This is a genomic window from Chitinophaga pinensis (assembly GCF_007896845.1).
GTDB classification, from domain to species: domain Bacteria; phylum Bacteroidota; class Bacteroidia; order Chitinophagales; family Chitinophagaceae; genus Chitinophaga; species Chitinophaga pinensis_C.
On record NZ_VOHS01000027.1, the window covers coordinates 40,585 to 53,568 of the forward strand.

General features: G+C 45.3%; 12 protein-coding genes. 7 read left to right on the forward strand and 5 right to left on the reverse strand.

Annotated elements, in window-relative coordinates; all coding sequences use genetic code 11:
- Positions 1-127 precede the first annotated feature (127 nt).
- The 5 genes from FEF09_RS21370 to FEF09_RS21390 all read left to right on the forward strand — a co-directional run bounded on the left by FEF09_RS21370 (position 128) and on the right by FEF09_RS21390 (position 5,463).
- On the forward strand, positions 128-835 hold the full coding sequence (locus tag FEF09_RS21370; protein WP_146306995.1) for an alpha/beta fold hydrolase: 708 nt from the start codon (positions 128-130) through the stop codon (positions 833-835).
- A gap of 81 nt (positions 836-916) precedes the next feature.
- Positions 917-2,038, forward strand: a complete 1,122-nt coding sequence (locus FEF09_RS21375) for a RimK family alpha-L-glutamate ligase (RefSeq protein ID WP_146306996.1) — start codon at positions 917-919, stop codon at positions 2,036-2,038.
- A 221-nt stretch (positions 2,039-2,259) separates the two neighbouring features.
- Complete coding sequence (locus FEF09_RS21380; protein ID WP_146306997.1) at positions 2,260-3,360, forward strand: carboxylate-amine ligase; 1,101 nt, start codon at positions 2,260-2,262, stop codon at positions 3,358-3,360.
- Positions 3,361-3,377: 17 nt separating this feature from the next.
- Positions 3,378-4,223, forward strand: a complete 846-nt coding sequence (locus FEF09_RS21385; RefSeq protein WP_146306998.1) for a type 1 glutamine amidotransferase — start codon at positions 3,378-3,380, stop codon at positions 4,221-4,223.
- 40 nt (positions 4,224-4,263) lie between these two features.
- Positions 4,264-5,463: a hypothetical protein gene (locus tag FEF09_RS21390; protein WP_146306999.1), complete on the forward strand. Its 1,200-nt coding sequence runs from the start codon at positions 4,264-4,266 to the stop codon at positions 5,461-5,463.
- On the opposite strand, the gene FEF09_RS21395 is transcribed toward FEF09_RS21390, so the two are convergent.
- The 5 genes from FEF09_RS21395 to FEF09_RS21415 form a co-directional block, all read right to left on the reverse strand.
- A complete protein-coding gene (locus FEF09_RS21395; protein ID WP_146307000.1) occupies positions 5,458-7,086 on the reverse strand; it encodes an FAD-dependent oxidoreductase in 1,629 nt (542 codons plus the stop codon). The genes FEF09_RS21390 and FEF09_RS21395 overlap by 6 nt on opposite strands.
- Before the next feature lie 151 nt (positions 7,087-7,237).
- Positions 7,238-7,546, reverse strand: coding sequence for a rhodanese-like domain-containing protein (locus FEF09_RS21400; protein ID WP_012793528.1), 309 nt, complete (start codon positions 7,544-7,546; stop codon positions 7,238-7,240).
- Positions 7,547-7,600: 54 nt separating this feature from the next.
- Positions 7,601-8,425 carry a PASTA domain-containing protein gene (locus tag FEF09_RS21405; protein ID WP_146307001.1) on the reverse strand — a complete coding sequence of 275 codons (825 nt, stop codon included), beginning with the start codon at positions 8,423-8,425 and terminating at the stop codon, positions 7,601-7,603.
- 37 nt (positions 8,426-8,462) lie between these two features.
- Positions 8,463-9,452: a D-alanine--D-alanine ligase gene (locus FEF09_RS21410; protein WP_146307002.1), complete on the reverse strand. Its 990-nt coding sequence runs from the start codon at positions 9,450-9,452 to the stop codon at positions 8,463-8,465.
- 179 nt (positions 9,453-9,631) lie between these two features.
- Positions 9,632-9,979 (reverse strand): 4Fe-4S dicluster domain-containing protein, encoded by a 348-nt coding sequence (locus FEF09_RS21415; RefSeq protein WP_146307003.1) that lies wholly within the window; start codon positions 9,977-9,979, stop codon positions 9,632-9,634.
- Between the two features lie 94 nt (positions 9,980-10,073).
- Here FEF09_RS21415 and FEF09_RS21420 point away from each other — a divergent pair, with 94 nt between their 5' ends.
- Both FEF09_RS21420 and FEF09_RS21425 read left to right on the forward strand, forming a co-directional pair.
- Entirely contained in the window at positions 10,074-11,066 is a 993-nt protein-coding gene (locus FEF09_RS21420) for an acyl-CoA reductase (protein ID WP_146307004.1), read from the forward strand.
- A 307-nt stretch (positions 11,067-11,373) separates the two neighbouring features.
- Positions 11,374-12,912 (forward strand): trypsin-like peptidase domain-containing protein, encoded by a 1,539-nt coding sequence (locus tag FEF09_RS21425; protein ID WP_146307005.1) that lies wholly within the window; start codon positions 11,374-11,376, stop codon positions 12,910-12,912.
- The last annotated feature ends 72 nt before the right edge of the window (positions 12,913-12,984 follow it).

The window sequence follows — 12,984 nt, forward strand, 5'->3', positions numbered from 1 at the left end:
GACAAAGAAGAGCGTCCCGCTGTATAGCAGGACGCTTTTTTTATGCCATAAACCGTCTGTCAAAAACCATGGTATATCAATATGTTGCCGCACGGGTGCTTAATTTTTTTTCCTTATATTTATAACCATGCTGGAACAACATTACAAATGGCATTCCCCGCACCTGGGCCATGAATTTGAAATGCTGGTGTATGGAGAAGAGGGCTATCCGCTGATACTCTTCCCTACTTCCATGGGAAGGCATTATGAACACAGGGACAGAGGCGTGATACAGGCATTGGAATGGTTTATCAACAACCAGCTGATCAAGGTATACTGTCCGGATACAGTGGACGTACATAGCTGGTATAACATACACATCACCCCTGCTGAAAGAGCCCTTCATCATATCAGATATGACCGCATGCTCCGTCATGAGATACTGGAAAAAGTAACCGAAGAAACCGGCGTTCAACGCATTGCCGTAGCCGGTTGTAGTTTCGGTGGTTATCATGCAGCCAACTTCGCCTTCCGGTATCCTGAAAGAGTGTCTTACCTGTTCAGCCTTAGCGGCGTTTTTGATGTAAAAACCCGGCTGAATGGCCATTATGACGACAATGTATATTATAATAACCCGGTAGATTTTATGCCGGCTAATCCGCATGAAGCCCTTTGGCGGATGGGAATTATCCTGGGCGTAGCTGAAAAAGACATTACCCGTAGCCAGAATGAGACAATGTCCGGCATCCTTCATAATAAAGGCATTATGCACTGGCTGGACGTAAGGCCTAACAAGACACACGACTGGCCCACATGGCTGGAGATGCTGCCTTACTACCTGTCCCTGATCAAATAGCCTCTACTGTTGGCGCGAATATTGATTTTCATCGGCGGCTGTTGTAAACGACGGATAACCAAACAGTAAAACTCTTTACAGATGAAAAAAATAGGACTCCTTTTCGGCCAGGAAAATGGCTTTCCGCAGGCCTTTATCGATCGTGTGAATGACAAACAGATAGACGGAATCACAGCAGAAGCAATATCCATCGAGAAAGTGATACAGGGTACCCCTTCCGGCTATGCCGTCATCCTTGACCGCATCTCTCAGGACGTACCCTTTTACCGCACCTGGCTTAAACAGGCCGCACTTGACGGCACTGCGGTTATCAACAATCCTTTCTGGTGGAGTGCGGACGACAAATTCGTCAACAACGAACTGGCACACCGCACCGGTGTAAAAGTGCCTAAAACAGCCCTGATCCCTTCCAGAGATCTTCCGCTGAATACGTCAGACCAGTCCTTCAGAAACCTGGTCTATCCCTTTGACTGGGACGCCATCTTTGATCACATCGGCTTTCCTGCCTACATGAAACCATACAATGGCGGCGGCTGGAAACATGTGTATAAAATACATGATCGTGAGGAGTTCTTTGCACAACATGCCCGCACAGGTCAGCTGGTCATGATGCTGCAGGAAGAGATTAAATATCAATCTTATTACCGTTGTTATTGCATAGGCGGAAGATATGTGCGCGTAATACCTTACGATCCATATCAGCCGGAAAATCAGCGTTACCTCACGGAAGATTCCGGAGATACCACTCTGCTGAACACCATTGCCGATCAGGTAGCACAGCTGAATCAATATCTTGGCTATGATTTTAACTCCGTTGAAATCGCTATCCAGAATGGTGTGCCTTATGTGATTGACTTCTGGAACCCTGCTCCTGAAACAAATGAGAAAGTAATCGGTACCGAAAACTTCGAATGGGTGGTAGAAACAGCTGCTACCTACGCCATACAGCGTGCGCAACAGCAAACGTCCGGTACTGATAACCTGACATGGGGCAATTTCCTGCAACATGCCATACAGGGACAACAAACCGCTATCGTACCCGGTGCAAAGAGAGTAGCCGCTAAAAAGCCTACTGCTGTCTCCCCTGCCAAACCGCCAAAAGATACTAAAACACTGAAGGAGCCCAAAGCGCCGAAAGTAGAAGAGAACGAAACACCGGCGAAAAAGACGCCTGTAAAGAAGACGAAGAAGAAAGAAAGCTGATTCAATCAGCCATCAGGAATTACGCATTAGTAATTGATATTTAAAGCCGTAACCGGCAGTTCCCGATTCTTGTCTCTAAATTATTCCCCATGTGAATTTCGACAGAAAAGAAAGAATAACTTTGGGATAATTAGGAAAAGTAATCCGGAATTGAAGTGTCAGCTTATCGAACTCAATTCCTAATTTGTAATTCCTGATTCCTAATTGAATTGAATCACCGCATGCTCAACAACTTCACCCTCGGTATTGAAGAGGAATACATGGTCATGGACCCTCAGACAAGAGAACTGAGATCTCATGAACAAAAGATCGTAGAACAAGCCCACAGGGTGCTCAGAGATAAAGTAAAGGCTGAGTTTCATCAGGCGGTTGTGGAAGTAGGCACGGAGGTATGCGCCAACATCGATGAAGCCTGCGAAGACGTATCTATGCTACGCAGGACAATTGCCAATATAGCAGGTGATCTGGGATACAGCATCGGCGCTTCAGGTACACACCCTTTCTCCAAATGGCAGCTCCAGCATATTACCGACAATCCCCGTTACTTTGAGATCGTCAATGAAATGCAGGATGCAGCACGCTCCAACCTCATCTTCGGACTACATGTGCACGTAGGTATGGAAAACAGAGAAATGGCCCTTCACATTGCCAACTCTGTACGCTATTTCCTGCCACACGTATTTGCACTTAGCACCAACTCCCCTTTCTGGGAAGGCCGTAACACCGGCTTCAAATCTTACCGCACCAAAGTATTTGATAAATTCCCCCGTACCGGCATCCCCGATTACTTCGCCAGTATCGAGGAATATGACAGGTATATCCAGCTGCTGGTAAAAACCAATTGTATCGATAACGCCAAGAAAGTATGGTGGGACCTGCGGGTACACCCCTTTTTCAATACAGTGGAATTCCGCATCTGCGACGTACCGCTCACCGTACTGGAAACCTGTACCCTAGCGGCACTCTTTCAGGCTGTCTGCGCAAAGATTTACAAACTGCGCATGCAGAACCTCAACTTCATCATCTATAACCGTGCTCTGGTCAATGAAAACAAATGGCGGGCCTCCCGCTATGGTATTGATGGTAACCTGATCGACTTCGGAAAAGAAATGGAAGTCAACGCCAGAGCATTGATCCATGAACTGCTCGACTTTGTGGACGACGTAGTGGATGAACTGGGCAGCCGTCATTATATACAGCGTACCCTTGATATTCTTGAAAATGGTACAGGTGCAGATCAGCAGTTAAAAGTATATACAGACACCAAAGATCTGGTATCTGTTACCGACTTCATCACCAATAGCTTTCTGAAAGACTGCTAAACGTGTACCTTTGCAGTATGATACCGACTAAGCAGCATTGGAAAATTGCCATCCTCGATATGTACGAGCAGGTGCCCAACGAGGGTATGCGCTGTATCCGGGAGATATTGACCAGCTATGCTGAAAAGCATGCGCTGGACATGGTATTCCATGAATATGAAGTGCGGATCGCACAAGAGGTACCTGATCTTTCCTATGATATCTATATCTCCACCGGCGGGCCCGGTAGTCCCTTAGACAGCGAAGGCAGCGAATGGGAAGCCCGTTACTTCCGGTTGATGGAAGAGATCAGGCAATTGAATAAAACAACTGACGATAAGAAACAGGTATTATTGATCTGTCACAGCTTTCAGCTGATGTGCCGTTATCTGAAACTAGGTAATGTATGCCGCCGCAGATCACCTGCATTTGGTGTCTTTCCTGTACATAAAACAACAGCCGGTGAAGGCGAACAGGTGTTCAATGAATTACCTGATCCCTACTTCATCGTAGATAGCCGTAACTGGCAGGTCATAGAACTCGATCAGGAGCAAATGGCGACTACCGGTGCTACCGTCCTCGCATTGGAAAAAGAAAGACCGCATGTACCACTGGAAAGAGCCACAATGGCTATCCGTTTCAGCGATTATTGCATCGGTACACAGTTCCATCCGGAGGCAGATGCCACAGGTATGCGGATGTATCTCCTCCAACAGGAAAAAAAGAATCAGGTCATCACCAACTATGGTGCTGAAAAATACTATAGCATGCTGGAACACCTTTCCGATCCGGATAAAATCATGCTCACTCATGATGAATTCATTCCCGCATTCCTCGACAATGCTATTTTTAAACAGTCCGTTTCTGATAAAATTGAAGCGTAAGAAGTGCAGTGTATCAGCCTATGGACTTTAACTGACAACCATGATCCCTTCAATACGTACCGCATATAACCATCAGTTTACACACAAACAATATCAGGATTTCCTTGCAGGTATTGCTGCGGAAGCTGGAGAAGCGCCTGTTTTTAAAGTCGCCGAAACACCTGTATTTATTCCTGCAGCGCTGACAGCCCAACTCAAAAAAGCCTGCGATGAAATCATTGCCGTGATCATGCGGCCTGACTTTAAGGAAATGACACGTAATACCATTCCTCACCAGCTGAAAGTACCACACGAAAATGAGCATCCTCATTTCATAGTGATTGACTTTGCGGTGTGTCGCGATGAACAGGGAGCATTGACACCACGGCTGATCGAATTGCAGGGATTCCCATCGTTATATGCATTTCAGGAATTAATGGCCAGACAGTTCAGGACACATTTCAATATTCCTGATACAGTTAATAACTTCTTCGGCGGATTAAACGCAGACAGTTATTTTCAACTGTTGAAAGATGTGATCGTTGGAGAATATCAGCCGGAAGAGGTAGTATTGCTGGAAGTAAAACCACACGAACAGAAGACAAGGATCGATTTTTATTATACAGAAAAGCAACTGGGTATTCAACCTGTTTGCGTGACAGCACTCATACAGGAAGGAAAGAAACTGTATTATGAAAAAGAAGGTAGAAAAATTCAGATCAAAAGGATCTATAATCGTGTGATATTTGATGACCTCCATCGTCAGCACGATAAACTGGGTAAACATGTCAGCCTGTTTCAGGATCTCGATGTTGAATGGATCACCCACCCGAACTGGTTTTATCGCATCAGCAAATACATATTGCCTTTCATACACAGTGAATACGCTCCGAAAAGCTGGTTCCTCCATGAATTGCCTGTGATTCCTGCTGATCTCGAAAACTATGTGCTAAAGCCGCTTTTTTCTTTCGCCGGACAAGGTGTGCTGATAGACGTCACACAAGCAGATATTGACAAGATCACTGATCCGGAGAACTGGATCCTGCAACATAAAGTACAATATGCGCCCGCTATAGAAACACCAGAGGGGCCGGCCTATTGCGAAATACGTATGATGTATATCTGGCCTGATGGGAGTCCGACACCGATACTGGCTCACAATCTTGCCAGAATCAGTAAAAGTAAAATGATCGGTGTTACACAGGGCAAGCCGCAAAACTGGACCGGTGGCAGTTGTGCCTTTTTTGAAGATGCTTTATAAACGCTGCTTATCCTTCTGCAGCTGTGCTTTCAATTGATCATAACTGATATCCTGTATTGCTTTTCTGCTGTCAATAGCCTGAATAGCAGCAGTAGCAGCGCTTTGTCCGAGAATCATGAATACAGGTTCCATCCGCACAGAGCCGTAAGCAATGTGTGTACAGGACAGACATACAGGCGCCAGCAGATTGGTACATTCTGTCTTTTTCGGTACAATAGAACCATAGCTGATACGATAAGGAACAGGTATTTCCACACCAATATCGCCTTCATTCTGTACAGTACCATCCTCTTTTACATAGCGCTGTGCATTGTGCGAGTCCAGTGTATAAGAACCCATACCGATAGCATCGGATACCTTATTCCTGCCTAACACCTCATTTTCCGTCATCGTCTCCAATCCTTTCATACGTCTGGCTTCACGGATATACAGTTGATGTGGCCAGTTACCATTATCCTTGAATTCGTCGCGGGAAAGTCCCCACTGTGCCATGCGTGTACGGATGCTGTCAGGTACACGCGGATCTGTTGCAATAAAGTATAACAATCCTTTCTGATAAGTGGTATGCGCTGCTATGATTGCTTTTCTTCTTTCATAAGAGGCATCCGGATAGTCATAGTTCATCCCGATATAATCCGTGCTGAAAGGCCCATGATTATTGACATCCGTCTTATGATTAGGGATAGGATCAAATTTATTGAAGACTTCATTCCAGCCTGTTTCAAACACACGCAGCAGCAATGCATACTGTGTGGAGTCATAGTCCGCAGGGCGGGTAAATGGGATCCGGTTAGCCGGCAGATCTGTCAGACATAAACGGAAACAATACGCCTGAATACGTTTATCACCACTTCCCTTTTCACCGGGTGCCTGACCGGCAATCAATGGCAATAATCCACTTTTAGGATCACCGGGTATTTTATATGCGCTGACAGGTTTTTTAAAATGATGACCGTGTTGGAATACGTCTGTCTGCACACCTGCCCAGGTTTCATTGAACTCACTACGTGCTTCCCGGCCAACACTATAAGAGATGCCTGCAGCGGCCATAAGATCTCCTTCATAGGTAGCGTCTATAAACATCTTCCCTTTGAAGGTCTTTCCGCTAAGTGTTTTAATGGCTGTGATCTGTTGTCCTTTTTTTGTTACGCCTGTTTCCCTGTCCAGCCATTCATTGCGGTAGACTTTGATCTTATATTCTTTTACAAAGTCTTCAAATACCTTTTCAGCAGCGTGCGGTTCGAAGATCCACATCGTGCGATCTGTACCGTCGATAGCAGGTGTTCCCTGCCCTCTGTTACCATAGGCGGATTGTTCCTGCCAGTTCCAGGATGCAGGTTGCTGATAGTGCATGTAAATGCGATGATAGAATTCACGGGCGAGCCCTCCTATCACTTCTTTATTACCGGTATCAGTAAAACCGAGGCCGCCGGCTGATAGTCCGCCGAGATGTTGGTCAGGAGATACCACTACAACAGATTTATGCATTCTGCAAGCCTGTACGGCAGCGGTGATAGCAGCCGAGGTCCCGCCATAGATAACGATATCTGTTTCGCTGGTAGTCTGGGCAACAGTAGCAGAGAATGTCAGCAGGGAATAGCAGAGGAGCCATATATGCTTCATAACAGTGGATTTAACGGGTTAGCGGGAATCTGGGTTAGCATCAGTTGGCGATGCGGATAAGATGGATAGCTGTAAAAAAGCCTTCCGGACACTGACCCGCTGTTGGCGAAGTACAAGCCGGAAGGCGTTATAATATTGTGCGACTGATCAGTTATTTACCGAACTGGTCCTGCCAGGCCAACATACCGCCGGTCAGGTTCTTTACATTCTGGAAACCCATTGTTTCGAGGATCATCGCTGCCTGTCCGCTACGGCCACCGCTACGGCAGTAAACAATTACTTCCTGATCTTTCAGATCTTCCAGTTCATCTACCTGCATGGCGCGGATCTCGCCTAATGGTACCAGCTTACCGCCGATATTGAAATCCTCATGTTCATGCGGTTCTCTTACATCTACAAGGTTCAGTGTTTCGCCGCTGTCGATGCGCTGTTTCACGTCTGCTGCGCTTATATTTTCCATGGCTGTAAATTTTTATGTTTTTGATTTATACAGCAATATTAAGGTATTGCGTGATTATTTCTGCTCTTCCTCTACCGGAGCTGCCGGGGTTACGCCACTGTCCTTATCAGGACGCGTATTAGACAACCAGATATCGACGCTTTCACCTGCACGGATCATATTTGTTTCGTTCAGGCTGTTTTTGCGCAATGGGATCTGTTTTACCACGAAAGCATTAGCCGTATCGGTCACAGAAGGATCTATGATTACGGTACCCAGCCCCAGATTACTGGCACTAAGGGTTTCTTTTGCTTCCAGATAAGTCATACCAGTCAGGTCCGGAACAGGGTTTTCGGTATTACCGGTACCGCTGCTCAATACGAGGGTGATATTGCTACCTTCAGGAATGTCTCTGCCCGGCTTAACAGTTTTACCGTTCAGCAATTGCTGTAGTACGGTGTTGGTAGCGAAGTCGGGTTTATAGATAGTATCGCCTACATTCAGTCTGAGACTGTGCAGGGTCATTTCAGCACTACGGAAAGTGAGGCCTGTCAGATCAGGCATCTGTACCATTGGAGGTATTACTTTGTTAACAGTCAGGTAGATTGTACGACCTACTTTTACAACAGATCCTCTGGCAGGCGTCTGTTCCCATACGGCCAGCCCCGGAAGACTGTCTACATAAATTGAATCTCTCACGTCCACGCTGAATCCTTCTTTTTCGAGGATCATAGTGGCTTCCTGTATATTTTTCTTATAAACGTCAGGTACGGTAAGGGTATCCCCGTGTTTTGTGATAATTCCCAGTAAGGAAAAGAAAAGCAACCCCAGAACGGCAAAGATCCCTATGATTACCAGCAGATTAAAGCCGAAGGAGCGTTTAGTTATTGAATTGAACACAGATTATATTTTAACGTTAAAATGAACTCAGGTGTTGTTATTTCCTCAGGCATTCTTCAATTAATGTGCCGTAAAACTCCTGCAGGGTTTTACCTGTGGCTCTTACCTGCTGAGGTACGATGCTGTTTTCAGACTGTCCCGGCATTGTGTTCACTTCGAGAAAGAACAGACGGTTGCTGGCTTCTTCCCAGATAAAGTCCATTCTCACAATACCACGGCAGTTCAGTTTACTGTACAGCTTTTTAGCGGTCTCCTGAATCTGGGTGACAATTTCATTGGGAGCTTCTGCAGGAGTTACCTCTCTGGACACACCAGGTGTATATTTCGCTTCATAATCAAAGAATTCCTTGCTGCTGATGATTTCGGTTACCGGCAGAACGGTGAATTCACCATTTGATCTGTAGAGGCCACAGGTGATCTCTCTTCCCTTCACGAACTCTTCTATAAGGATCTGTACGTCTTCATTGAAGGCTTTTTCGATCGCTGGCGCCAGTTCTTCCGCAGTATTTACTTTGGACATTCCGATGCTGCTGCCACCTTCAGCTGGTTTCACAAACACAGGCAGTTTCAGTTCCTGCAGGATAGCCTGCGTATCAAAAGGCTGATCTTTAAAAATATGCACCGACTTTGAAACATTTACAACACCAAGAGAGGCTACTACTTTGTTACAATAGCTCTTGTTGAATGTCAGCGCGGAAGTCACCATGCCACAACTGGTAAATGGAATACCCAGCATTTCAAAATATCCCTGCAGACGGCCATCTTCACCCGGTGTACCATGTATACCAATGAAAACCGCGTCAAATTTCACTTTATTTCCATTGATAGTCAATGTAAAATCGTTCCTGTCTACGGCGATCAGCTGACCATCGGAACCTGTGTAGTTCCATCCATCGCGGGTAATAGAAATCTTATAGACATTATACTTGCTGCTGTCAAGATGTTTCTCTATTACGGCTGCACTTTGAACTGAAATTACATATTCACCGGAGTATCCGCCGGCTACCAGGGCGATGTTCTTTTTCATATATAATTTAATAATAAGCGGATAAAGTTAATAGAAAAATGGTGGATGTCCGCTTTTTTTAGGTTAAAAGAAAAGGGAAGAAAGTTTTGATCCTTTCTTCCCTTCAGGTTCCGGCATGCGTTCCGATATTATCGATGACCAGTTACCGGGTAATTCCTTAAGCTTCCTGTATGATGATATTACATATGTAATTTTTCTTTCTTAGCCAGCAGTTCATCTACTGTTTCCTGATACATTTCGTCAGGAACGCAGCAGTCTACCGGACAAACAGCCGCACACTGAGGCTCTTCATGGAAGCCCTGGCATTCTGTACATTTGTTTGGAACGATGTAATAACTGTCTACAGCAATAGGCGCGTTACGTTGGTCAGCATCAATAGTAGAACCGTCCATCATCACGAATCCGCCCTTAATGGAAGTACCGTCAGCCATTGCCCATTCAACGCCACCCTCATAAATAGCATTATTTGGACATTCAGGTTCACAAGCACCACAATTAATACATTCGTCTGTTATCTTGATTGCCATAGTATAAACTTTTTGTTTAAGTAGTAAGCCATTAATTTTGCAGACAAAAATAGAATATCTAGGTTTAAAAAGTTAATTATTTATATAGAGATTCATGAGTAGTACAGAAAAAGTAGCAGCCCTTGTGCGTTTGGGTCAGTACCTGTCAGGCAACGATCCTGCGTTACAGGCTGTGAAAGACAGGGCATTTCAGGCTAACGGATGGTTCACCCACGAATTCATAGATCTATCCCTGCAAAATATTTGCCGTTATTACCTCGACGAAACCCGGCTTAACAGCTGGCTCGCGGGTTATCCTGCTCCGTCAGGCAATCCCCGTTCAGTCGGTATCGTAGCAGCCGGTAATATTCCGCTGGTGGGTTTTCATGACTGGTTGTGCGGATTCCTCAGCGGTCATCAGGTACGTCTGAAGCTGTCTTCCAAGGATGTTGTGCTGATGCAGCATGTCATTGATAAAATCAGTGAATGGTATCCACAATATGCGCAACAGACACTTGTACAGGAAATGCTGAAGAATTGTGATGCCTACATTGCGACAGGTAGCAACAACTCTGCACGGTACTTTGAATATTATTTTGCACAGTATCCACATATTATCCGTCGTAACCGTACCTCCGTAGCCATCCTCGACGGAACGGAAACCCCGGAGGAGCTGGAAGCACTGGCTGATGATGTAATGCTGTATTTCGGACTGGGATGCAGAAATGTGACCAAGATCTTCGTCCCGGATGAATACAATTTCGAAGCACTGATCAAAGGTCTCCGTAAGTATTCTTATCTCGCAGATCATCACAAGTACAAGAACAACTATGACTATAATCTTGCCCTGATCCTGCTGAACAGCGGACTATACATGGCGAACGATAATATTATTTTACAGGAATCAGCCTCACTCTTCTCTCCGCTCAGCGTGCTGCATTACAGCCATTATGCAGATAAAAACGTGCTGACAGAAGAACTGAAAGTCAATAATGACCTGCAATGTATCGTAGGACATGGCTTTACTCCTTTCGGTACCGCACAGCAACCCAGCTTGTCCGATTTTGCGGATGGCGTGGACACTATGCAGTTCCTGACAGGTTTATAGGCGATATTTCTTCTCCATTATTTACACGGGCAGCTTCCCTACACGGGGCTGCCCGTCGTCTTTTGATCCCCATCCAGCCACCAGTAACTGTAAGAATGACGGTTTTGGTTATATAAACAGACACAATCTTGTCATGAAAAGCAACAATCTGTCAGTCCCGGCATTAAGATCATATTAACTATTCATATAAAAATGTGTTAAAGTAAAAGCAGTACCTTACGTACAGTGCTGCGTCCCCTTAAATTTGTGTCACAAGGCATGTAAATTGTTATTCATTCCTTATACAAACATTTAAACAACGAAACATATGAAATTCCGGCAAATTGCGGCAACTGTTCTTATCAGCGCGGCAACTGCTGTTGCCAGCATCTATGCGTACAACAGGTTCCAACCCCGGCAGACAGGCCCTTATCAAAATGGATCTCAGGACATCCCTGTCAATTACGCCCGTTATATGCCAGGCGCGGAAGTGAAAAACGCGACACCGCCAACTGATTTCAGTCAGGCAGCAAAAGTGGCTGTTCCCGGCGTAGTGCACATTAAGACAAAAATTAATCCAAGGCAGGTTAGCAATAATCTCCAGCGAAGAAGAAGCGTTTTACAGGACCTTTTTGGAGATGATTTCTTCGGAGATGAATTTCAGGGCGAAGGTGGTGGCCGTAAGTATTATGTACCCGGTCAGATGGCTTCCGGTTCCGGTGTGCTGATCTCTGACGACGGTTATATCATCACTAACAACCACGTGGTAGACGACGCTGATGAAATAGCAGTGACGCTGAATGACTACAAGACTTACAAGGCAAAAGTTATTGGTACTGACCCTAATACAGACCTTGCAGTAATCAAGATAGAAGCGAAGAACCTTCCTTATCTATTGTATGGTAACTCTGATGATATAGAGATCGGACAGTGGGTACTGGCAGTAGGTTATCCTTTAAATCTGGAAACTACCGTGACTGCAGGTATCGTAAGTGCAAAAGCACGTACGATCGGTATCAATAAACAAGTAAGAAGAAATGCTATCGAATCCTTCATCCAGACTGATGCTGCGGTGAATCAAGGTAATAGCGGTGGTGCATTGATCAATACTTCCGGTGAACTGATTGGTATCAACTCTGCCATCGCTTCTCCAACCGGCGCATACGCAGGTTACTCCTACGCTATTCCGGTAAATCTGGTAAAGAAAGTAGTAAATGACCTGATGAAGTATGGTAATGTACAACGTGCATATCTGGGCATCTACTATCAGGATCCGAACAGTATTCCTGAAGAAAGATGGGAAGAAGCAGGTATCAGAAGAGATATCAACGGTGTAGCTGTTACAGGCGTAGTGGAATCTGGTTCTGCAGCTGCTGCAGGCATCAAAAAAGGCGATATCATCACAGGCATCAACGGTGTATCTACTCCGTCTATCCCACAGATGACGGAACAGATCGCACGCTACAAACCAGGTGATAAGATCAGCATCAGCTACCTGCGTGAAGGCAAACAGTTTACACAGTCTACTGTATTGAAGAATGCAGACGGTAACACTGAGATTGTGAAAAGCAGTGTACTCGATGCACTGGGTGCAGACCTCATTACACTGAATAAAGCAGATGCCGCGAAAGTAGGCGTACGCGGTGGTGTATATGTGGATAACATCAGCAGTGGTATCCTGAAGAAACAGACAAACATGAAGCGTTCCTTCATCATATTGAAAGCCGGCGGACAGCCAGTGAATTCAATTGAAGATCTGAAGAAAATACTCGACAAAGAGAAGAAAGTCCAGATGGAAGGTGTATACCCTGAATTGAATGGTGTATACTACTACAATATTGATCTGGCCAACGGACAAGAGTTCTAAGGTTTCATATAGGTTTATAGGTTAAGGATGGAGAGTCCCGGGGTAATTACCGGGACTTTCTTTTTGTATAGA

Excerpts from the sequence above, each read along its gene's own strand:
- FEF09_RS21370 (WP_146306995.1), top strand. The coding sequence starts at position 128 with ATGCTGGAACAACATTACAAATGGCATTCCCCGCACCTGGGCCATGAA.
- FEF09_RS21375 (WP_146306996.1), top strand. The coding sequence starts at position 917 with ATGAAAAAAATAGGACTCCTTTTCGGCCAGGAAAATGGCTTTCCGCAG.
- FEF09_RS21380 (WP_146306997.1), top strand. The coding sequence starts at position 2,260 with ATGCTCAACAACTTCACCCTCGGTATTGAAGAGGAATACATGGTCATG.
- FEF09_RS21385 (WP_146306998.1), top strand. The coding sequence starts at position 3,378 with ATGATACCGACTAAGCAGCATTGGAAAATTGCCATCCTCGATATGTAC.
- FEF09_RS21390 (WP_146306999.1), top strand. The coding sequence starts at position 4,264 with ATGATCCCTTCAATACGTACCGCATATAACCATCAGTTTACACACAAA.
- FEF09_RS21395 (WP_146307000.1), bottom strand. The coding sequence starts at position 7,086 with ATGAAGCATATATGGCTCCTCTGCTATTCCCTGCTGACATTCTCTGCT.
- FEF09_RS21400 (WP_012793528.1), bottom strand. The coding sequence starts at position 7,546 with ATGGAAAATATAAGCGCAGCAGACGTGAAACAGCGCATCGACAGCGGC.
- FEF09_RS21410 (WP_146307002.1), bottom strand. The coding sequence starts at position 9,452 with ATGAAAAAGAACATCGCCCTGGTAGCCGGCGGATACTCCGGTGAATAT.
- FEF09_RS21415 (WP_146307003.1), bottom strand. The coding sequence starts at position 9,979 with ATGGCAATCAAGATAACAGACGAATGTATTAATTGTGGTGCTTGTGAA.
- FEF09_RS21420 (WP_146307004.1), top strand. The coding sequence starts at position 10,074 with ATGAGTAGTACAGAAAAAGTAGCAGCCCTTGTGCGTTTGGGTCAGTAC.
- FEF09_RS21425 (WP_146307005.1), top strand. The coding sequence starts at position 11,374 with ATGAAATTCCGGCAAATTGCGGCAACTGTTCTTATCAGCGCGGCAACT.